Annotated in this window: 17 protein-coding genes; 8 read left to right on the top strand and 9 right to left on the bottom strand. The window is 45.7% G+C overall.

Annotation, left to right across the window (positions count from 1 at the left end):
* Positions 1 to 467: 467 nt before the first annotated feature.
* The 3 genes from EL210_RS04600 to EL210_RS04610 all read right to left on the bottom strand — a co-directional run bounded on the left by EL210_RS04600 (position 468) and on the right by EL210_RS04610 (position 4,928).
* A complete protein-coding gene (locus tag EL210_RS04600) occupies positions 468 to 2,225 on the bottom strand; it encodes a di-heme oxidoredictase family protein (protein WP_018919892.1) in 1,758 nt (585 codons plus the stop codon).
* A 110-nt stretch (positions 2,226 to 2,335) separates the two neighbouring features.
* Entirely contained in the window at positions 2,336 to 3,538 is a 1,203-nt protein-coding gene (locus EL210_RS04605; protein WP_018919891.1) for an imelysin family protein, read from the bottom strand.
* Between the two features lie 85 nt (positions 3,539 to 3,623).
* On the bottom strand, positions 3,624 to 4,928 hold the full coding sequence (locus tag EL210_RS04610; protein ID WP_018919890.1) for a hypothetical protein: 1,305 nt from the start codon (positions 4,926 to 4,928) through the stop codon (positions 3,624 to 3,626).
* 329 nt (positions 4,929 to 5,257) lie between these two features.
* Here EL210_RS04610 and fldA point away from each other — a divergent pair, with 329 nt between their 5' ends.
* Together fldA and EL210_RS04620 are read left to right on the top strand one after the other, a co-directional pair.
* Positions 5,258 to 5,761, top strand: a complete 504-nt coding sequence (fldA, locus tag EL210_RS04615; RefSeq protein ID WP_018919889.1) for a flavodoxin FldA — start codon at positions 5,258 to 5,260, stop codon at positions 5,759 to 5,761.
* Positions 5,762 to 5,772: 11 nt separating this feature from the next.
* On the top strand, positions 5,773 to 6,117 hold the full coding sequence (locus EL210_RS04620; RefSeq protein ID WP_004378399.1) for a DUF2023 family protein: 345 nt from the start codon (positions 5,773 to 5,775) through the stop codon (positions 6,115 to 6,117).
* Between the two features lie 931 nt (positions 6,118 to 7,048).
* Here the strand turns inward: EL210_RS04620 and EL210_RS04625 are convergent.
* Together EL210_RS04625 and EL210_RS04630 are read right to left on the bottom strand one after the other, a co-directional pair.
* Positions 7,049 to 7,600 (bottom strand): porin family protein, encoded by a 552-nt coding sequence (locus tag EL210_RS04625; protein ID WP_018919887.1) that lies wholly within the window; start codon positions 7,598 to 7,600, stop codon positions 7,049 to 7,051.
* 249 nt (positions 7,601 to 7,849) lie between these two features.
* On the bottom strand, positions 7,850 to 8,944 hold the full coding sequence (locus EL210_RS04630) for a glycosyltransferase family 4 protein (protein WP_018919886.1): 1,095 nt from the start codon (positions 8,942 to 8,944) through the stop codon (positions 7,850 to 7,852).
* Positions 8,945 to 9,016: 72 nt separating this feature from the next.
* Between EL210_RS04630 and EL210_RS04635 the strand changes: the two genes are divergently transcribed.
* On the top strand, positions 9,017 to 10,516 hold the full coding sequence (locus EL210_RS04635) for a lipopolysaccharide biosynthesis protein (RefSeq protein WP_018919885.1): 1,500 nt from the start codon (positions 9,017 to 9,019) through the stop codon (positions 10,514 to 10,516).
* Positions 10,517 to 10,535: 19 nt separating this feature from the next.
* Here the strand turns inward: EL210_RS04635 and EL210_RS04640 are convergent, their stop codons facing one another.
* From EL210_RS04640 to EL210_RS04650, 3 genes are all read right to left on the bottom strand, one after another.
* Positions 10,536 to 11,471, bottom strand: coding sequence for a glycosyltransferase family 2 protein (locus EL210_RS04640; protein WP_018919884.1), 936 nt, complete (start codon positions 11,469 to 11,471; stop codon positions 10,536 to 10,538).
* 6 nt (positions 11,472 to 11,477) lie between these two features.
* The gene (locus tag EL210_RS04645; RefSeq protein WP_018919883.1) at positions 11,478 to 12,830 is read right to left on the bottom strand and encodes a DUF6080 domain-containing protein; all 1,353 of its coding nucleotides are present in this window, start codon (positions 12,828 to 12,830) and stop codon (positions 11,478 to 11,480) included.
* 859 nt (positions 12,831 to 13,689) lie between these two features.
* Entirely contained in the window at positions 13,690 to 14,691 is a 1,002-nt protein-coding gene (locus tag EL210_RS04650) for a metallophosphoesterase family protein (protein WP_018919881.1), read from the bottom strand.
* Positions 14,692 to 14,801: 110 nt separating this feature from the next.
* On the opposite strand from EL210_RS04650, the gene EL210_RS04655 reads away from it, so the two are divergent.
* The 5 genes from EL210_RS04655 (at position 14,802) to pflA (ending at position 20,784) form a co-directional block, all read left to right on the top strand.
* Positions 14,802 to 15,473, top strand: coding sequence for a Crp/Fnr family transcriptional regulator (locus EL210_RS04655; protein ID WP_018919880.1), 672 nt, complete (start codon positions 14,802 to 14,804; stop codon positions 15,471 to 15,473).
* Positions 15,470 to 17,038 carry an RluA family pseudouridine synthase gene (locus EL210_RS04660; protein ID WP_018919879.1) on the top strand — a complete coding sequence of 523 codons (1,569 nt, stop codon included), beginning with the start codon at positions 15,470 to 15,472 and terminating at the stop codon, positions 17,036 to 17,038. Before EL210_RS04655 ends, EL210_RS04660 begins: the two co-directional genes overlap by 4 nt.
* Before the next feature lie 189 nt (positions 17,039 to 17,227).
* Complete coding sequence (locus tag EL210_RS04665) at positions 17,228 to 17,551, top strand: cupin domain-containing protein (protein WP_004371210.1); 324 nt, start codon at positions 17,228 to 17,230, stop codon at positions 17,549 to 17,551.
* A 98-nt stretch (positions 17,552 to 17,649) separates the two neighbouring features.
* On the top strand, positions 17,650 to 19,896 hold the full coding sequence (gene pflB / locus EL210_RS04670) for a formate C-acetyltransferase (RefSeq protein ID WP_025879607.1): 2,247 nt from the start codon (positions 17,650 to 17,652) through the stop codon (positions 19,894 to 19,896).
* Positions 19,897 to 19,998: 102 nt separating this feature from the next.
* Positions 19,999 to 20,784 (top strand): pyruvate formate-lyase-activating protein, encoded by a 786-nt coding sequence (pflA, locus tag EL210_RS04675; protein WP_018919877.1) that lies wholly within the window; start codon positions 19,999 to 20,001, stop codon positions 20,782 to 20,784.
* Positions 20,785 to 20,944: 160 nt separating this feature from the next.
* Here pflA and EL210_RS04680 read toward each other — a convergent pair whose 3' ends face one another.
* Positions 20,945 to 22,054, bottom strand: coding sequence for an efflux RND transporter periplasmic adaptor subunit (locus tag EL210_RS04680; protein WP_018919876.1), 1,110 nt, complete (start codon positions 22,052 to 22,054; stop codon positions 20,945 to 20,947).
* Between the last annotated feature and the right edge of the window lie 35 nt (positions 22,055 to 22,089).

Consider the following 22,089-nt stretch of genomic DNA (forward strand, 5'->3'; position numbering starts at 1 on the left):
AGATGACACGGTCATTTGACGCATATTGCACGCTAACTTGACGCATATGAGAACTCTGTTTGTAATGATTTGATTGTCAACGGATTATGTGTTACAAAACAGGGTGTATGGACTGAAATTCCAACCTCCTGCATCTGCAATCGCATTTTCACCGTATCTTTCAAGCTGTTGGAGGCGTTTTGCGTTGGCTCGGAAAGCCAACAAACCCTTGGTTAAACGTCTGCAAGCTTGCTTCCTTCCCCTTTTGTTAATGCATAATGCACAATGCATCATGCATCATTGACTGTCGTTGAACTAACATTTCGCAACACATCATGCATCATTGGCTATCGCAGAACTAACATTTCGCAACACATCATGCATCATAGGCTATCGTATTGCGCCATCATAAGCCCTTCCCCGCTCGCCCTCCCCTCCCTTCGGGAGGGGTTGGGGGTGGGTTTTAGAGAGCTTGTGTGTGTTTTTTTCTATATCGCATTGATGAATGCTACGACAGCATCTCTATCGGCTTTCTTCAATTTATAGAACTTTTCAGCGGCAAAATAGGCATCGCTCTCCTTGCTGTAAGCGTGCCACATGATGGCTTCAACCACGTTGTGAGCACGGCAGTCGTGCAGTCTTGAGCCTTCACCTGTCTCTTGAATAGACAGTCCGCGACCCCAGAGCGGTGTCGTTCTGCACCATCCCGTGCGGATATTATTCATCATAAACAGCCTGTGTTGCACGAGGTCAGTGTATGGCCAGATAGTCGTTCCGCTGTAATCAGGCAGACCATGACCTATAGAAGCATAGTTGCGGCTGATGGGATCAACCCAACTGTTGTCCTTTTTGATAGTCCATGAAGGACGATGGCAGGCAGTACAGCCCATCTGATAAAAGAGTTGCTTGCCTCGCTGCACTTCTTTCGAGTCGAGATTACGGGCCTGTGGCACGCCAAGTCCCTTATGCCATACGGCGAAAGCATAGTAGTCTTCATCCCGCATCTCTTCCTGTCCGTTCCAAGGTGCCATGTCTACGAAGTATTTCTTATAGGCTTTGTGCGTTTCGGGCTTGTTACTGTTGAGGCTTAACAAGTCATTCACAAGCTTCTTTATACCTGCTTTGGTGCCATCTCCGTAGTAGGGATGAAGCAGAGATGACGGCTTTTGTCCCTGTTCTTGAATTTCCTTGATGACGCTTTCGTCTTCACTCATGGCCTTTGCCCATGCAGCTGTGGTGTAAAGATAGTGGCGGTCGCTGCGCGTAACGTTGGTAATGTTCCAGATAGCATTGGCACCTGGGCCGTCAAGAAGCGATGCACGAGTCATTGCATAGGTGAATTTCTTCACGCGTTTTGTGCCGTCTGCCAGCTTATACCATGCCGAAGCTGCCCAATCTTGGGCTGCAGTGTCCCACATACCAGGGTTGAGTTTCACGTGAGGATTGGCTGCTTCGCGGGCATACTGCACCTTCATGGAGTCTTGATCAATGGCATCAAGCAGGCCTGTGCCATACATACCAATCGTTGATTCGAGCCGGACTTCATAGTTGGTAGGCTTCGGATTGGTGTTGAAAGCACTCTGTTCGATGGTTACTTCGGGATAAGTCAGCTCGTATTTCTCACCATCAGGGAACTGCGTTGCAGACAGACCAGAGGGCATGGTGCCTGAAAGTTTCTTCCATTCCATGTGAATGCCGCGTTCGTCAACAGGTGCCTTGAAAGGATACATTGCCTTGGTTTGCGGCATACCTGTTACCTGACGGATGTATGAGTTGGCTGCATATTTCACGCCGTCAGGGTCGGTTCCTGCCGTAGGATGATAGATGACGAGCAGGTATCCATTGCCCATTTGGTCGGCTTCATACTTGTTTTGGCGCTTGCCATGACCGTAAGAAGGGTGGCAGTATTCGCAACCTGAACGCACATATGCAGGACCAAGACCCGTGTAAGGACGGTTAAAGAGGGTGTATGCGTGGTCGAAGAAAGTCTCTCCGCGCTTGAAAGTCTGGTATAATCCAGCTTCTTCTATCTCGGGAGATGGGTTACTGTAGCAGCCTTCTTCATTCGAAGTGGTTCCTTTCTCGCCTCCGGGATACCATTCGGCAGCACTGAAATTGCCTACATTCTTACCGATGTTCTCATTGGGGTTGTAGGGTTTGATGTTGTCATCGTCGCTACAAGCCGTCACTGCTAACATCATTGTGCCGAGCAGTAAGAGCTTTCCGAAATTCATTTTCTGTATCATAATATTTTTTGTTTTGTAGAGTATCGTTTTTCAAAATGCGTAGATACGGACATGAAGAAGCGTCTCCTTCATGCCCGTATGTATTGCATTGGCAATGCCGGATAGGTTGTTTACTTGTTGTTCTTGCCTACAAAATCAGAGGCTGCAGCAAGTGCATCGTTCAGCTCCTGGCATGCTTTGATTGCATTCTTGCACTGAGGATCCTTGATATTCTTAACGAATGGGTACTTGATTGCAGCGATTTGCTTCAGTGCATCGCTGATAGCTGTCTCCACACGCTGGCCTACTTTGGCGTCATACTTCTTGAAGTAGTTGTGGAAACTGTATTCACCGCGCTTGCCTTCTACACCGCCGAACCATACATTTTCAATGCTGTGGATGTTGTTCTGGAAGTCAGTGAGGGAGTTATAGCTGTAAGGTGACTCGATATAACTTTCGTCTTTACCGGAGAATGGATTGTTGATCTTGGTGTTACCAACCTCATCTGCAATACCACCTGCACTGTTGTCGCCTGTCAATACAGAGCTGACAGCAAGCTTAACTGTGTTGTATGTGCTCTTGGTTGGGTCGCCGGCATTCTTCATTTCGTAGCCGTAAGAGAAGCCTTTATCGGTCTTGTAGACGGTTTCCAATTCGTCGAGAACTTTCACATGCTCCTTGTTTGCATTCTCATCCCATGAACATTCCAAGCGATAAACGCTGTTGCGGAGGTCTTCAGCAACGGCCTTTGCGTAGTCAAGTTCTTGTGTCCCGCTGAAGATAGTGAAGTCAATACCGGCCTGATTGTAGCTGTCATGTGAGTTCAATTCAGCTGCTTTGCGTGGTTTACCGTCGCGGAAGAGGATGAATTCAATACCATGGAAGCCGAGAATACTTTGGTCGGTAATCTTGTATTTGTGGTCAGCTTTGAGGTAATTGTAAAGCTCATTAAGACCGAGAGGCCATGAGTCGATGTGTGGGTCGATAAGAAAGTGAGAGGCTGCACCAAGCAGGAATGCCTCACTGCTCTCGTAGTTGGCACGCGCTTCGAGGAAAGTCTTGCATACATTATCTACTTGTTGCTGTGTGATTGAACCTGGTGTCAGGGCCTCAAGTTCATTGTTTAGTTTCTCACATCCGTCGGCCAAAGCCTTGTAAGTGGGGTTAATGGTGTTGTCAACATTGGCTGCAAGCACCTTCTGAAGATACTTGTCGCCCTCGCTTAACTGGCCGGTTTGTGGGGTGTCATCATCATTACTGCTGCATGAAGTCATGGCAGTTGTCAGTGAACAAACCATGGCAAAGAGCATGGCATACTTGAAAATCTTTTTCATTTGTTTGTATATTAAGTTAAGATTCCTTGTTACTCTTATTTAAAAAGGTATAGACTTACCTTGTTATTCGTTTCTTTTTTCACCCTTAAAGGAAGAAACCTTCATAGGCAACTCCAAGAGAAACCGATGGCTCATTATTGTAAGCACTCTTCAAGAAGCGGTGAGAATACTCGCCTTTCACAACAATCTGCTTGATTGGATAGTAGTTGAAACCGAATGCGATGCGGTTTTTTTCAGTATAAGGAAACTTCATTTGTGTGCCACTTGCCTTGTAAGAGTTGTAGTATTCATAGCGGCCGAAGAGATAAAGTTTCTGATTATCCTGATGCAGACGGGCAATTTGGGAGAACAAATCCCAACCGGCTTCAATGCCTGTAGCTATAGCTGTCTTGCTGACAGGGTCGTGATTGAAAGGTGAAGTCTTTGTCTGTCGTCCTGGAAGTAACTGTACTTTCTCTGCATCGCCTAAGTGCCCATAGTCAAAGCTGCCTCGAACAATCCAGTTGAAACGGTTGAATGTGAAGTCAACAGAGCCGATGGTAACGGCTCCCTTGAGTTTAGCTGCTGTTCCATTCGCATCGCGACCGAGTGAATTGTCGATGCTGTGACCATAGTATCCGCTTATACCGAGGCGTAGACCAGGGATAGAATAGTTGTCGATACGCAAGGCTACGGCATACTTGTTGGCCGGTTCGAACTCGAAAGCAGAGCTTGCTCCTTTCTTAATCCAATTGTCGCGGTTGAAGCTCAAGGCATTCAATCCGGCCAAAAACTGCAGTTGATACTTCCAGTCCTGCCCTATATGACCCCACAGACTGATACCCGTCTGGTGCCAGGTACAGGGAAGTATGGTTGCTTCTCCCTCCGGACGATAGACCGTAAAGAAGTTCAATGGCTCGTGATAAGCGTTCGTTAAGCCGATAGGTACAACGATATGGCCTGCACGGAGATTGAACATGCGGGAGAAACTCTTTTGAATCCAGAACTGTTCTAACTCAACTTCTCCGCCTTTCTCTACCTCGTGTTCCCATTCTCCACTTTCTTCGTACTCCTTTTCATAGGAACTTCCGCTGCCACCATGCTCGAATTCAATCTCTGTTCCCATAGTCCAACCTTTGCCAAAGTCGTAACCTAAGTAGATAACTGCATGGGGGATATCAAACTTTCCATGGCTCGGATCGTTCTTATATTTGCCGGCTTGGCTGTATTTATAAGGATTGTCACTGAAGAATTCGCGTGTGTAACCGATTTCACCATAGCCACCTACGCTGAGTTTGTTACCCTTTACATGATTCATTACGGAGTCGATAGCGTTAACCTGTGCTTGGGATTGCAATGCCAATCCTGCGAAGAGGAGACTCGTTATCATTCTGAACTTACAACTTTTCATTATTATTCTTTTAATGTTTCTGTTCTATGATAAAGAGAAAAGTGCAGACTATCTGATTGTGAACCCAGTGTCATGAAATAGCTGAATGCCAAGGATTGCAAGGCACTTTTCGATGAACAATCCAGGAAGTCAATCACCACTGCACTTATTCGACTGCAAAGTTATCAAGAAATCCAATTGTTTTCAATACCTAAAAATAGTGAAAATATCATTTCATACATTTCATTCTTTTTAGGTATTGCACCTTAATTGCAAAGCCATTAATTTTGCAACCGTAATCAATCAAATAGAAAATGCTCACAAGCATAAACTAAGAAAGGAATTAAAAAATGAATAAGACTTGTATTATCTACGGTTCTTCAACAGGCACTTGCCAGGACCTTGCTTCTCGTATTGCAACAAAACTCGGTGTAGACAGCGCTGATGTCTTCGATGTTTCTAAAGTTTCTGCCGATCAGATCGGTGCTTATCAGAATCTCATTCTCGGTACTTCAACATGGGGTGCAGGTGAAATGCAGGACGATTGGTACGATGGTGTGAAGACATTAAAGGCTGCCGGACTCAGTGGAAAGACTGTAGCTATCTTCGGTTGCGGTGACAGTGAGGGCTATTGTGACACCTTCTGTGGTGGTATGGCCGAGCTTTTCAATGCAGTGAAAGAGGCTGGTGCAAAGGTCATTGGACAGGTTTCAGCCGATGGTTACACCTATGATGACTCTGAAGCTGTCGTTGACGGAAACTTCGTTGGCCTTGCACTTGACGAGGTTAACGAGGACGATAAGACCGATGAACGCATTGATGCATGGGTGAAGGAAATTCAGCCAGAACTCTAAAATAAAGCAACATGCTGCAGACTGAAGCTGTACCGACCGACTTGAGAGTGCTCTCCGAGCAGATTTATCAATACAAGAAGGGTGTGAGAAACATGGTTCTCTACACCTTTCCTGACCGCTATCAGCAACAAGCTGTATGCAAACTTGAGCGCCAAGGTATTGATTATCTCATTCAGCCTGTAGGCAACAAGCGTATCAATCTGTTCTTTGGGCGCAAGGAATGTATGGATGCTATACGCACCTTTGCAGGTCGTCCGCTCAATCAACTCACGCCCGAAGAAGATTTCATTCTCGGCACCTTGCTGGGCTATGACATCTGCAGTCAGTGCGAACGATATTGTAAACGCAAGGCATAGCGGCCTTGCCAGTCTCATATAACTATAGTAACGATAGCGCTTGCAAACTTGAGAAAGTCCGGCAACGCCGTCATACAAGATATTAATTACCATTATCAATTAGAATAATCTTGTTCGCTACATAGATTTCATAATGTTTTTGTATAAAAGTAAAAGGGTTGTCGCGAGACAACTCTTTTTTCGTTTTAGGACATGAAGTGTGTGTAGATAAATGTGTTAAAGATGCATCATGTTATTTTACAAAAGCCTCGTCAGGACGGGCCTTGTTTCAAAAGAAATCGTCACTCGGTGGAAATACGCGAGTTTTGAGGCTTCTTTTTAATTGCTTGATAACCAATGCTTTAATGTAATTCGTTGCCTCTTATGTAATAAATAGCGGCTCATGGGTCTGTATTTTGTGCCATATTAGACGGTAAAGTGACGCAGAAAGCAAGCTGACTTGATGCAGAAAGCATGGCAATATGAAGCAGATAGCAGCGTCGTTTGATGCAAATGACGTGATATCGTGTTTTTTCTTGGGCTGCTAAAGGTGTGAAATTCATCCAGACAGTCATGTAAATGGGCAACTCTTTTTCTATTTGGTGTGGCCACAAAGAGTTAAAAACAGGGACATAAAGTTTACAAATGGAAGTCTTTTCTCTGTTGCTTTTGGGTGGCTTCACCATGCAAAGTCCATTGATAACTGTCTATTTTTTCAAGGGAAAAAAAGACATTTTGCAGGATAGTTAGCTATAGTCTGCGGATTTTTCGGGCCTGCACTAAGTGTTGTTTTCAATCTTGAATGATGAAATTTAATGAGGAGTTACGCCCTTTGTATCACGAAATTGTGCTAAAAAAGATAAAAAGAAAAAGGGCAAAAGCGTGAATTTGGCCGGCAGATCTGCCATTATTGGCCTTCTCACTCTTTTGCCCTTTTACTTCTTTGTCGTTATCAAATGTCGAACTTATAGCCCAATGTAAACTGGAATACGCTGTTCTTTGTGTTAACACCTTTGGCAACATTTGTTACACCGAAGTTGTAACGACCATCAAGAACGAAGTTCTTGTACTCGTAAGACAAACCAACTGGGATAGAAAGATCAAAGGTATTTGCTTTTAATTTGTCTTTAGCAACGCAGAAACCTGGCTGAACACCGAGCTTAACTGCAAGGTTTTTAACTACATAAACGTTAGCAACTACAGGAATGTTCAAGTAGCTTGGCGCCCAAGTTACAGAAGCTTTACCTAAACGAGGCAAGTCAACTGTCTGCTTATTACCCTGACTTGAGTAGAGAAGTCCTACTGCAATAGAGTAGATATCGCCTAATTGATATTCAGCTTCTGCACCAGCTGCCACACCAATTCTTGTGTCACCATTCGTCTTTGTGACGTTAGAAACGTTGAAACCTACCTTAGGTTGAATGGTCAATGAACCAACTTCGCGCTGTGCAAACGTTGCAACTGAAGTGAGCAACAATGCTGCAGCCAATACAATCTTCTTCATAATTCTTTCTTTTTAGATTTATAATATACAATGTTATTACTGTATACGCAGTGAGTGTTTATTAATTTTATCTCTAATTCTGCCTGCAAAGATATGTTTTAAAAACTTATTTTCAAAATTTTTTTGACTTATTTTGCTTTTTATCTTCATTTTCATTGGTTTACGACATGGTGTAGAACGGAAATCAAGATAATTTATCTCAGAAATTCATACTAATTATTCTTATATCTAAATTGCTTTCATCTCGTTTTAATAAAGCCTTTCATAACCCGCTCGCATACTTCTCATTGAGAAGTGTTCGTCGGCAAATCGTCGTGCCATGTCTTTCAAATGCTGGCGGTTTATGGTCGGTAATACATCGCTAAATAAATGGATATATTGATTGATATCATTATTTTCTACGCGCAAAGGCCAGTCTTCAGGCAGTGTTTCATACAGTCCGGGACAGGCATTGATGATAGTAGGAAGTCCATTAAAGCTGGCTTCAAGCGATAGAATACTCAGTCCTTCAAAGCGTGAAGGCATGAGCAGGAAGTCGAAAGAAGCCATGTATGAGGCTAAATTGAATAGGGGTTTGCAGATTGAAACGTTGCTGCATTCGGCCAATTGCTCGGTGAGAACAGCCTCAAGTGAACCTCCGCCGATGACATGGAAGTAGCAGCATGGGTTGTCTTTTTGGCTTTTTATGATTTCAATCAGTGTGTCGATGCCTTTCTGTTCCTCAAATCTTCCGGCGAAAAGAATGTTTGTTTTGTCGGTTTTCAGATGTGGGTAAGGTTGCTGACTGACGGGAGCCACACCATTATATATAATAGGTGGGCAGGCATGATAAATGTTCTGATAGTTCTTTCTGACGGCTTCTGAAATGGCGACATTGGCATTCTGGCGGATGAAAAAGGCTTCTACACGCTGCCCCGTGCGCTCCATACCGGCCCAAAGTCGCGTGTTGTGAATGGTTCTTACAATCTTGCAGCGTTTCAAAGTCCAAGGAAACAGACGGAAAAAGCAGTAAGTTGCCAAGTCGGGCATCTCTGTATGACAGTGTATGGCACGTGGTTTATATTTCAGAAAGAGCCATAGAAACCACAGCGGAAAAGTCAAGGCAGCTAACCGTTCGAAGAGATAATGGAAATGAAACTCGGGTATCCAGCCACGATGATAGCAGATGTTGTGGTCTTGAAGTTCCTTAATGAGCACCTTGGTAAAAGCACCATGCGCCCTGATAAGCTCCACAACATGATACTCTATGCCCTCGGTGGCCGACTCTGCAATGTTGACCGCCACGCGTTCGGCACCGCCAACATCAAGATGTGAAACGATATGAAAGATCTTCTTTCGCTGCATATTGCAAAAATAATGCTTTTCTTTTGAACTTCAATCAAATAGTCGTAATTTTGCAATTAAAACGAAACGGAAATGGCAGAAAGCTTGAAAGAGAAGACAACAAGGGGGCTCTTCTGGGGTGCAATGAACAGTGGAACGACGCAATTGCTTAATTTAATCATCGGCATCTTCCTTGGACGGCTCATCAGTCCGGCTGAATATGGCATTGTAGGCGTGCTTACTATCTTCACACTGCTTGCCGGTAATCTGCAAAGTAGTGGCTTTTCGCAGGGCTTAGTGAACTTAAAAGCGCCACAAGCAAGCGATTATAATTCGGTCTTCTGGTTCAATATCCTTGCCAGTTTCGTGATTTATACCGTGCTTTTCTTTGCTGCTCCACTCATTGCGGCATACATCCATGAGCCTTGTTTGATAGAACTGTCACGCTTTGTCTTCTTGAGTTTCGTGATTTCCTCTTTCGGAATAGCCCACAGTGCCTATATGACGAAGAACATGATGAACCGAGAAATCGCTATCATTGGCGCCATTGCACTCGTCTGTTCGGGCGCAGTGGCCATCACGTTAGCCTTCTTAGGTTTCTCTTATTGGAGCTTGGCATGGCAACAAATCATTTATATTGCCGTGCTGAACCTTGGCCGTTATTATTTCGTTCCTTGGCGTCCGTCGTTTCATTTCACGTTTGAACCCGTCAAACGCATGTTCAGTTTCAGTGTGAATGTGCTTATCACAAACATTATCAACACTGTAAGCAACAACATACTGACGTTGTTATTCGGTGGACTTTACCCCATGAAAGCTGTTGGAGACTTCTCACAAGCCAACAAATGGAACACGATGGGCAGCTCTTTTGTAGCCAATGCAGTGGGTCAGGTGGCGCAACCCGTGTTGGCTTCAGTGAATGAAGAGCGTGGAAGAGAGGTCAGAGTGTTTCGCAAGATGATGCGTTTCACGGCGTTTCTCAGCTTTCCTGCCATGTTCGGATTGGCGATAGTGTCACGCGAATTTATCCTACTCACGATTAAAGAACAGTGGATTGATGCCATTCCTTTGCTTCAAATGCTCTGCATCGGTGGTGCTTTCGTGCCGTTTTACACCATGTATCAGAATGTAGCTATCAGCAATGGGCGGTCGGATATCTATATGTGTTGCAATGTTTTGCAGATTGTTTTTCAACTTGGTATCATAGCAATTTTCTATCAATGGGGCATCAACAGCATGGTGATGTTCTATACATTGTTTATCATTGTATGGCTTTTGGTGTGGCAGTTTGCTGCGCATCGCATCATCGGTGTACGCTTGTGGGAAGTCGTGAAAGATGTTTTCCCGTCGATGTTTGTGGCTGCAGGCGTAATGGCTGTTACCTACTTTGTAACGAGTTTCATTGAACATCTTGCCTTATTGCTCATTGCCCGCATCATCATTGCAGCCTTGTTGTATGCTGCAATCATGAAAATGCTGCGTATGGAAATGATGGAAGAGATGATGAAATGGGTGAAAGAGAAGAAGAGAAAACTACCTCCAATCCCTCCTCAAGAGAGGGGAGAGCATGCAGATAGGGTCTCCTTGAAATGAGTTTTACGATGAGAAACGCTCATATCCTCCTGTAAATACGGTATAAGATATCACTTACTTTCATCGGCAACCACGTTGTCATAGCCTTTAAAAACACTCTGTTGCGGGCTTTTATGGGTTGGAACGGGCAATAGGTTGCAATCTCCTTGGGAGGCATACCGTTCTTCATGGCATCGCGATACATATTTAATAATCCCATATCAAGCGCCTGATGATAAAGTCGTTTCACATCATTTTTCCTGAAAAAGTCAATCACGACAGCATTCGCTTTGAGCATGGAAACGAGGTTTTTGTGTGAGATTTGATGTGTATAGGAAGTGATATTGTCCGTGCGGTAATAATAAACAAGATCATCAATTGTCGTATAACGGGCTGAGAAAAAGGCACGGGGAACGACAGCATAATCCTCACAATAGTTGATATCGGGAATGGATTCAATATGCTGATCCTGTAGGAATGAACGGCGATATAGGCGTCCCCATATGTGATGTTTTACCAGATTTTGACACAACATCATACGAAGATACTGATGATGTGAGGTTTTTGGTGGAAAAACTACAGCTCCCAAACGGTGTTCTTTGTACTCGGCATAGGCACCGCTCACGATGTCATACCGTGCTTTCTGCATTTCATCAACTAACAAGCTTACAGCGTTTTTGGGTACAACATCATCACTGTCAACGTGCAGAATAGCATCTCCTGTCGCATGGGTAAAGGCTGTGTGACGTGTAGCTCCCAAGCCTTTGTTGGTTTCATGGCGTATGATGTGCACTTGACTTGCCCTGTCAGGATAGTCTTCAAGCACCTTCTTAAGCACTGAAATGCTGTTATCGGGGGAGCAGTCGTCCACGAAAATAAACTCTAAGTCACGGTAAGTCTGACTGAAAAGCGACCGAGCGCACTCGGCAATATACTGTTCAACACCGTAGACGGGAATGAGAATAGATACTTTCATAGGCTGTCAATGTAACATGAAACGTAGGAAAAGCAGACCGTTGTGGGCCAACATGAACACGGTGCAGAATACTAATGTGAGGCGCAGGACTTGCTGCACGGCAGGCCGTTGCTGGCGTTTGAGCAGGAAAGCAGCAGCAATCGGCAGGATGAAAGCCCAGTGAGCGGTCATGATATAGACTTCGATGAGTCCGAAACCAAGCACTAAATGCAGTAACATATCAAAGCTGAACCACGACAGACAGAACTGCATGAAGCGCAACCTGAGGCCTGTCACGATACCACCGACAAGCAACAGCATCATGACAACGGCTATAACGTAGCACAGTTTGTTGTGATAAGCCACGAAAATCGGTCGGTCTTTGTTGACATCTTGCAGCATATGGTCTTCGTGCAGCATCAAAGATTCACCGAAAAGGTTTTCAATGATGCTGTGAGGTCGCGATAAGTGAAGGTCAGTCCAGCGGAAGTTCTCCCCTTCCATGATAGCATTGGCGTGGAGATGTGCTGTTTTTTCATTCGTTTCGGCAATGGTTTTACGAAATGAGGCATCTTTTTTCAGGCGCTCGGCCAATGTGTGTTCCCGTCGCTCCTGCTCGGGTTTCTGTATGTATTCATTGATAAGTGCGTATCCACAACCTATCAACAGCATCGGCATCACCATCGAAATAAGGAATGATTTGGGGCAGAAAAAGCGTTTTCCATTGGCAAACCATTGTGCAAGTCCTATCTTTACGCAGTTCGTAGTGGTCACTCCTGTGGATAGGAAAAGCAGAGAGGCGGTCTTCCATGTACTCAACGGTCGGTTCTCAAGTATTGCTTTGCCTGCTACATAGAGTGTCAACAGCAGGAAAAACAACGATAATGCAAAGTGATCGGGAGCCACAACAGTGACCATGATATGGCCGAATGTCAGGAAAAATGCCGATAACAGCAGGCTGTCACGATAGCTGATGCCCACGATTTCGCGTAGAATGCGAAACAGAAACAACGTGGAGTAGAGTGACAAGATGATGAGAACCGTGGCCCAAATGAATATGGCACAGTTCATGCCGGTAAGCCCCATGAGCCAATGATTGAGTTGCGTGAGGGGATAAACAAAGACCGCAAGCAGCGGATGACGCTCCAGACTGTAGAGCGATCGCCATTCAGAAAGCGTGATATAGGTAAAGGGATCGTAGCCCGAAAGATTGAAATATTTCATGAAAAGAGAGTAGTAACCGATGCGTCCGCAGCGAGTAAACTCCTCAAAATACTGATAGATAGCGAGTCCGTTCAGGGCAGACAAGTATATGAAAACTGCCAATGCAGGCCAGCGTTCCTCTTTTCTTATGTTGAATATGCGTAGTGGATTGATCATTGTTTGAGGCTCTTGTGTCTGCAAAAATACATAAAATTTATGATAAATCAGTACGACAAAGCTGCAAAACAGTAATCTGAAGTGCTGCAAAAAATGCTGTGAAAAGAGATGAAAAGGCTGACTAATTCACAGCATTGATAAGTTTGTGTCGGATATTGTGTATTGTCATGGCGGGGAAAGACAGCCGGCAAGGAACGTGAAAAGCGCTGACTTACAGGCCACCCCATGCTGTGTTGCTCCGCTTCTTCATCGGTTATCATTAACATATTGTGCCGGATGGCTCAGTTTACTTGCAGATATTGAACTATAATTCGCCTTTTCTGAAAAATATATACAATAGCTCTCGTGAGATTTACGCATTTGAAAATGAAGTTCCCTTGGCTCTGAATTCGCGCCGTTTTCTGTCATTTTGCAAACTATTGACTATCAAGCGGTTATGAAAAACGAATTGAAAAGCGAGGTAAAATCAGGCAAATAAATGGCCGATTTAATATGAAAATGCTTTGTAAAATGCATCATTTCATCGCGCAATTTGATGCAAATAGCCGTGTAATCTGCGTCAAAATGCAGTGCATGATGAATGGAATTACATGGCAAGGAGATAAAAATGGAGACATCGAAGCCATAAGATGGCTTCACACTCACGCTGAAGAAGAGTTTCCGTTTCTATTTGGTGAAGGATTGAAGTGTTAAAAAACAGACAACAATTTTTATCCAAAAAGCATACGAAAGGAATGATTTTAGCTGTTGCATTACCTTTTACATCGCACGACTTAGTCTTTCAAAACACCTTGAGACAGTGGAAGAAAGATTGCAGCACATCGCATCTTGGAGCGAATTTCGCATGTCCTATCCCTGCTTATCGCGTTCCGTCTCGTTTTTTCCAGTTGTCTTTCGTGTAGCTGTCAGGGTAAGTTGTCTGATAAAGTATCTGTCCGCCACGTTCCCGAATGTAGGTATCGAAGTTGCGTTGTCCTTCATGAAGCACGATGATGCGGGCACCGTTGCGTAGATGGTTGTACTCCGTGTTACCGCCGGAGAAGCGACCATGGGCCAGAAGAACACGGTAGTACATCAGTGAATAGTCGTTATCGTGGTCGTGACCACAGAAGACTCCCATCACATCACCACCTTCCTTGACAGCCGTAAACATGCCACTGTTGAGGTTAGGAGCGTAGGCTTTCTCCATTCTTGTACCGTAAAGAACCACTTGTGTGTTAGCAACGGCATCGTTATATTCAGGCAATGGATAGTGCATGAACATCAAAGCAGGCACCGGTTTGCCTCCATTGTGGCGTTTGAATGCCGCTGACCAGTTGCGATAAAGGCCTATCTGGTTCGACGTAAGCCATTGATAACCGCCTACACCTGCCATTTTACAGTAGTCATGGGTATCCATACAATAGAGCACGGCAGCAGTCTTTGTGCCATCACCCGACTTGATGGGCAACGCATAGTCAAGTGTGTTTCCATTGCGTTTCGGCTGCACACAGTAGCTGTTCTGCTGTGCCTGGTCGTACAACTGATTGACAGGTATGCCCTGTTCAGGGTCATGATTGCCCAACAGATAACAGAAAGGCACCTTCAAATCCGACAGCACATTGAGCACTTGTTGCAGGCACATGTCGCCCGGTTTGGAATAAATGACGTCGCCTGTCAGCACAACAAGGTCGGGCTGTTCGGCCTTCACAATCTCATAAAGGCAATCCGTGGCCTGACGAGATGCAGGATTTCCGAGTTTATAATGTAGGTCGGTGAACTGCACTATCTTGAATTTCCCGTCTTTAAAATGCAGGTTTTGAGCTGCCATACCTATAGAGAAACTCAGCAATAACCAACAAATAATTATTTTCTTCATCATAAATTACTACTTATTTCTCGGTAAAGTTAGAGCTTTTTTGAATGCGGTGTATCGTTTATAGGCTTTTTATTACTAATTTTGCACTATTATAACAAAACGCAACCCAAAGAATGATAAATGACCATGTGATGCAGGCATTGCGGAGATGTCCGCTTTTCGCCGGCATGAGCGAACTCAGCATAGACCTTGCCTTGGGCAATATCAGCTATCAACTTGTTGATTATGCGCCCCGCGATGTCTACACATTGGCCGGTATGCCCTGCCGATTTGCCGATATCGTCATCAGTGGAAGCCTCATCTGTCGCATGGTTTCGCTCAGCGGGAAGCAGGTGGAGGTGACGCGGTTGCGCCCGGGAAACATCATTGCTCCTGCCTTTATCTTCGCCAAAGACAACAGTATGCCCGTCAGTGTTGAGACTGATGCGAACGTAACACTGTTGAGAATGACCCCTCAGACACTGAAACAACTGATTGACAGAGACGAGGATATCCGCATGAACTATATCCGAACACTCTCCAATATCGATGTTTTCTTGACTCATAAGATGAAAGTTTTGAGTCTTTTCACCGTCAGGGAAAAGGTTGCTTATCTGCTTCTTGAACGCGCAGGGGAGCAGAATTCCGATACCATTCACCTTTCCCGAAGTCGTCAGGAGATAGCCGATTCGTTTGGAATACAGAAGTTTTCGCTTCTGAGAGTACTCAATGAATTCGAGAAAGAGGGTGTTATTCGCGTGGATGGGAAAACGATTGAAATTATTGACCGCAGCAGATTGAAATGATATTCCACCCACTTTCAGCCACAACTGCCGACATTCCTGTCCGTATGAACAATCCGTTCTACTACGAACCTGATGTACTATGCCGCACAGCTGCAAACGAGGTGCAATGCCGGATAGCAGAAGCTGCGCCCGACTTCAAAGCTGAAGTAGACCGAGGAAAGATGTTTGGCGTGCTCATTGTCAGGTGGAAAGGAGACCTCGGCTATCTTGCAGGCTACAGTGGACAGATATGTGGACGCAGTGACTGGCCCGAATTTGTGCCTGCAGTGTTTGATTATCTGCAACCAGATGGCTATTTCAAGCAGCATGAGGCAGGCATATCGGCACTCAATGAGCGTATTAACACGCTTGAAAACAGCGCTGAACTTCGAAAGGCAAGGCAGGAGTGGTACGATATTGTGCATGAGGCGGAAAAGGAAATTGCGGCTTTCAAGGCCGCTGCCAAACGCGAAAAGGAAGGTCGTCCCAAGGAGTTGACACCCGACATGATACGCCGTTCGCAGTTTCTGAAAGCCGAATTGCATCGCATGAAACAGCATCTGGCACTTCAAATTGCCGACAAGAAAGCAATTGTTGACAAGATAGAAGCCGAAATAAAGGCATTGAAAATGCAACGGCATCAGCAGAGTGATGCGCTGCAAAACTGGTTGTTCAGTCACTTTGTGATGTTCGACAGCCATGGCAATCAGCAGGACTTGCTCCGCATCTTCAGTCCTATGACGCCTCCGGCAGGCAGTGGTGAATGCTGCGAACCCAAGCTGTTGCAATATGCTTTCAGCCATCAGATGCAGCCTGTCAGCATGGCTATGTTCTGGTGGGGTGCGAGTCCGCGCGATGAAATACGTCATCATCTGCAGTTCTATCCTGCATGCAACGGCAAATGTAAACCCATTCTAAAATGGATGTTGCGCAATATCGACATCGAAGAAAACCCATTGGAGCGCGCCAGTCAACAGGCGTTGGAATGGATTTACGAGGATAAGGACATCGCAGTTGTATGTAAACCCGCGGGCATGTTGAGCGTTCCGGGGAAGAGTCAGCGTGAGAATGTGCGCTCACTCGTGCGCCAACGTCATCCCGAAGCTACAGGGCCGATGATTGTCCACCGTCTTGACATGGCCACAAGTGGCTTGCTCGTCGTGGCACTCAACCTCAAATCCTATATTGATTTGCAGCGTCAGTTTGAGGAACATAGCGTGCAGAAACGCTATGTTGCCTTACTCTCTCGCCCACATCATGGCGCTCGTTCAGGACAGATCAGCCTGCCCCTGCGCCCTGATTTGCATGACAGGCCACGCCAAATTGTCGATGCTGTGCACGGCAGGAAAGCTGTAACCAACTATCAGCAGACAGGAGAAAACCGCATGAATCTCTACCCGTTGACAGGTCGCACGCATCAACTGCGCATGCATTGTGCCCATGCTGACGGACTCAACAACCCCATAAAGGGCGACGAACTCTATGGAACGCGGGATGAACGGCTTTATCTTCATGCCGAAGAGCTGTCATTTGTGCATCCTGGTACAGGCAAAAGAATGCACTTTGAGCGTCATGCCGACTTTTAGTTGCTTAGGGGAGACGAGACATCTTGCCCTTGCACAAGAATAGTTTCAAGACAATCGTTCTTGCATGTCGGCACATTTGTTACCACTTAAGGACTCGGCATTATTATTGCTGCAACGATATCAGAAAAGAGAGAATGACTTTAAAGAGGTCGGTTATACAGCTCTCTTATGACTTAAAACAAATAAATTATGGCTACAATTGAAAAAGGAAAAGTATTCAAGGCAACAGAAGTTATCGAATATACAGACGGAGGAGTTGTCAGCAAAGAGTTCATTCACAGCAATGCCGGTAGTGTAACAGTGTTCAGTTTTGATGCCGGACAGGGGCTTTCTGAGCACACTGCACCCTTTGATGCACTGATACAAGTCATTGATGGGGTCATGCAATTGACCGTTGAAGGACAGACTTTCGACATCAAAGCCGGTGAAACTTTCATCATTCCGAGCGGTGCTCATCATTCCGTAAAGGCTGTTGAGCGCTTCAAGATGATGATAACGATGATCCGAGGATAAAGAAATTATGAAAGGAGGAACGGCGTTCCGTCTTGCTTCATGGCTATACAGACGTCGTTATATTTAGTTTTCACAACTCAAAAAAACGTAATTCAATGATGAGAAAAGAATGGAGAGGTTTCAAAGGAAACAAGTGGCAATCTGAAGTTAACCTACGGGATTTCATTCAGAACAACTACACCAGCTATGAAGGAGATGAGTCTTTCTTGGCAGGACCGACCCATAGTACGGAGACATTATGGCAGAAACTGCGCACACTTCAAAAGGAGGAACGAGCCAAAGGCGGCGTTCTCGACATGGAGACAGAGGTAGTTTCCGGTCTCACGGCATACGGCCCAGGCTATATTGACGAGTCAACAAAAGCGTTGGAGCGCGTTGTTGGTCTGCAAACCGACAAGCCGTTGAAGCGTGCTTTCATGCCATATGGCGGTATCAAAATGGCCGAACAAGCCTGCACTACCTATGGTTATCAGCCTTCAGAGAAGTTGCACAACATCTTCACCCGCTATGTAAAGACCCACAACGACGGTGTCTTTGATGCCTATACTGCCGAGATGAAGCACGTGCGTCATAATCATATTCTGACTGGTTTGCCTGATACTTACGGCCGAGGACGCATTGTCGGCGACTATCGTCGCGTGGCCTTGTATGGCATTGACTATCTGATTGCAGAGAAAAAGCGTGACTTAGAGAACATGGGCGACCGCGAAATGATAGACGAAGTCATTCGTCTGCGCGAAGAAGTAGCCATGCAAATCCGTGCATTACAAGGCTTAAAGGAGATGGCTTCCCTTTATGGTTTCGACATTTCTCAGCCTGCTGACGACGCATGTCAAGCCGTTCAATGGCTTTACTTCGGTTATCTTGGCGCTGTCAAGACTCAAAATGGGGCGGCAATGTCGGTAGGTCGCATCTCAACTTTCCTTGATATATACATCGAACGAGACTTTCGGGAAGGTAAACTGACTGAAGAAGAGGCGCAAGAACTAATCGATCATCTCGTAATGAAGTTCAGAATGGTGAAGTTTGCACGTATTCCGTCCTACAATCAGCTGTTTTCCGGAGACCCGGTATGGGCAACTCTCGAAGTGGCAGGTATGGGAATAGACGGCCGTTCAATGGTAACGAAGAATGATTTCCGCTTCCTTCACACCCTCGAAAACATGGGACCATCACCCGAACCCAATCTCACGGTGCTCTACAGCAGCCGACTTCCTGAAGGTTTCCGCCACTATGCAGCCAAGATTTCGGTAACAACAAGTTCCATTCAGTATGAAAATGACGATGTGATGCGACCGATTTGGGGTGATGACTATTCGATATGTTGCTGTGTCAGTGCTACGCAGACAGGTAAGGAAATGCAGTTCTTCGGAGCGCGTGCGAACCTTGCCAAGGCAATGCTCTATGCCATTAACGGCGGTGTTGACGGCCGCACTCGCGAGCAGGTAGGCCCGGCCTATCGCCCCATTACAGCCGATGTGATTACCTATGAAGAGTTCATGCCACGCTTTAATGATATGCTTGACTGGCTTGCGGGCATCTATGTGAAGACATTGAACCTTATTCATTACATGCACGATAAGTACTTCTATGAGGCTGCCGAAATGGCTCTTATTGACACAGATGTGCGTCGTACGTTCGCAACGGGTATTGCAGGCTTCAGCCATGTGGTTGATTCTATCAGTGCAATCAAGTATGCCAAGGTGCATGTTATACGCGATGAAACGGGCTTTGCCAAGGACTATAAGACCGAAGGCGACTTCCCTCGCTATGGCAACGACGACGAACGAGCTGACGAAATCGCTGTATGGCTGCTCAAAACTTTCATGAACAAGATTCGCAAGTACCATACCTATCGCAACTCAGAACCCACAACAAGTATTCTAACCATTACCTCAAACGTGGTTTATGGCAAGTATACGGGCAACATGCCTGACGGCCGTCGTGCCGAAACTCCATTGGCTCCGGGGGCCAATCCGTCGTATGGTGCTGAGCAAAATGGCCTTTTGGCATCGCTCAACTCGGTGGCAAAACTGCCTTACGAATATGCACTCGACGGCATTTCGAACACGCAAACCATCTCACCCGAAGCCTTGGGACATGACGATGAGGAGCGTTCACGCACATTGGTTGGCGTGATGGACGGCTATTTCAACCAGGGGGCACACCACTTGAACGTTAATGTTTTCGGCGTTGACAAGTTGAAAGACGCAATGGAACACCCCGAAAAGGAGGAATACCAGAACTTTACTATCCGCGTAAGTGGCTATGCCGTGAAGTTCATCGACCTCACTCGCGAGCAGCAACTCGACGTAATTGCACGCCAGGCACACGGCAGATTGTAAACAAGACCTATTCAATAGGGTAATCATATGCGCCCTCTGTCCTTTCTGTTTGCAGGGAGTGACAGGGGGCATTTATACAAATTACGGTACAAACATTGCTGAATGATGAACAAGAACAACGCACAAGATACAGCCTCAGCAAGCGAGAAGCAGGAGAAAGTGGGCTATGTTCACTCCATAGAAAGCTTTGGATCGGTCGACGGACCAGGCATTCGGTTTCTCATTTTCCTACAAGGCTGCCCCATGCGATGCTTGTTTTGCCACAATCCCGACACTTGGAAGCAAGACAAGACAAGGCCTATGACGGCCGATGAACTGCTTAATCAGGCCGAGAAATACCGCTCCTATTGGGGCGAGAAAGGTGGAATCACGGTCAGTGGAGGTGAAGCTTTGCTGCAAATAGACTTTCTCATAGAACTCTTCGAGAAAGCCCATGCACGCAGCATCAACACTTGTCTTGACACATCGGCACAGCCTTTTACACGCAAGGGCACGTGGTTTGCGAAGTTTGAACGGCTGATGAAGGTCACAGATACCGTGCTCCTCGACATCAAACACATTCGAGAGGACGAACATCGCAAGCTGACCAAGTTCTCCAACAGCAACATTCTTGACTGCGCCCGCTATCTTTCAGACATTCAAAAGCCTGTCTGGATACGCCATGTTCTTATCCCCAAGCTCACCGACAACGATGCTTATCTGCACGAACTTGCCGCGTTTCTCAAGACTTTACACAACATTGAACGCATTGATATCTTGCCCTATCACACATTAGGCACGTATAAATACGAAGAACTTCACATTGACTATCCACTCAAAGGCATTGAACCGCCGACACAGGAACGCATCGACAATGCCAACAGAATCATGGAGTCGGTTTTGGAATAAAGTCTGTTTCTCATGCCTCCTCCCACAACTTACTTTCTCACTTGCGTCAAATGAACGTGTAATCTGCGTCAGATGACACGCTAATATGACGCAGATTGCGAGGTAAAGTGAATGAGATTACAACATGAAATGACGCAAAACATCACAAAAACAACAAGACCTACTTCTCCTCCTCCGCTATTTTCTGCGGACCACGCACCTTATCTTTCTTGCTCAGTCCACTTTTAATCTCTATGTTTATGCCGTCACTGAGGCCTGTTACTACGCGTCGACGCTCGAAAGTTTGTTGTTCTCCGCTGCCTTTAACGATATAAACATAGGTGTTATTACCCTCAAACTCAATCGCACTTTCAGGCACAGTGAGCACTTGGTTGGCTTGAGCAAGCACGATTTCAGCATTGGCACTGTAGCCCGAACGAAGCTGTGTGCGGCCTAATCCCGTAATGGCAGCCTTGAGTTCAAACTGATTTGCACCATTGTTTTCTACAGCTTTAGGCGATATATACTCCAATCTTGCCTGCAGTTTCTCGTTCTGAAGCGCCCCAATAGTTATCTTCATAGACATTCCTGTGACGAGACTTCCCACTTCGGTTTCATCAATATTACCACGGAAAATCAAGTCGTTCATGTTGGCAACTGTGGCAATCGTCGTACCGTCATTAAACGTATTACTCAGGATTACGGTGTTACCTACCTTCACAGGAATGTCGAGTATCAACCCACTTACTGTTGAACGAATGAGCGTGGAACTTGTGCTGGCATTGCTTTTCGACACACCGTCGCGCACCACTTCAAGGTTATCGTTGGCTGCCCGCGCTTCTTCCTGGGCCTGACGCATCGTCTGTCGCACCTTATCATATTCGTCGGCACTGACCAATCCCTTGTCGAAAAGCACCTTTTCGCGCTGATAATCCACCGTTGCCTGCTTCACATTGACCTCTGCCAAACGTACTCTGGCCTCCGCAGAACTAAGCTGTTGCATGTCAGGTATAACCTTTATCTTGGCTATAATCTCCCCAGCCAGTATGGTTTGTCCTGCTTCTTTCGTGATTTCGGTAATGATTCCACTGATCTGCGGCTTTACATTTACCTCATTTCTCGGCTCAATCTTCCCCGTCACTACCGTTGTCTTCTTCAGGTCCATGACTTTAGGCATGAACTCTTCATAAACAATTGACTGGGGGCGTGACTTCATCCAAAGGAACACAAAGGTTCCAATGAAGATCAAAGCAATAATAGCTGCAATGATAAACTTAATGTACTTCTTCATAAACCTAACCCCAACCCTTCCCAAAGGGAAGGGAG

This window comes from Segatella oris, from assembly GCF_900637655.1.
Taxonomy (GTDB): Bacteria; Bacteroidota; Bacteroidia; order Bacteroidales; family Bacteroidaceae; genus Prevotella; species Prevotella oris.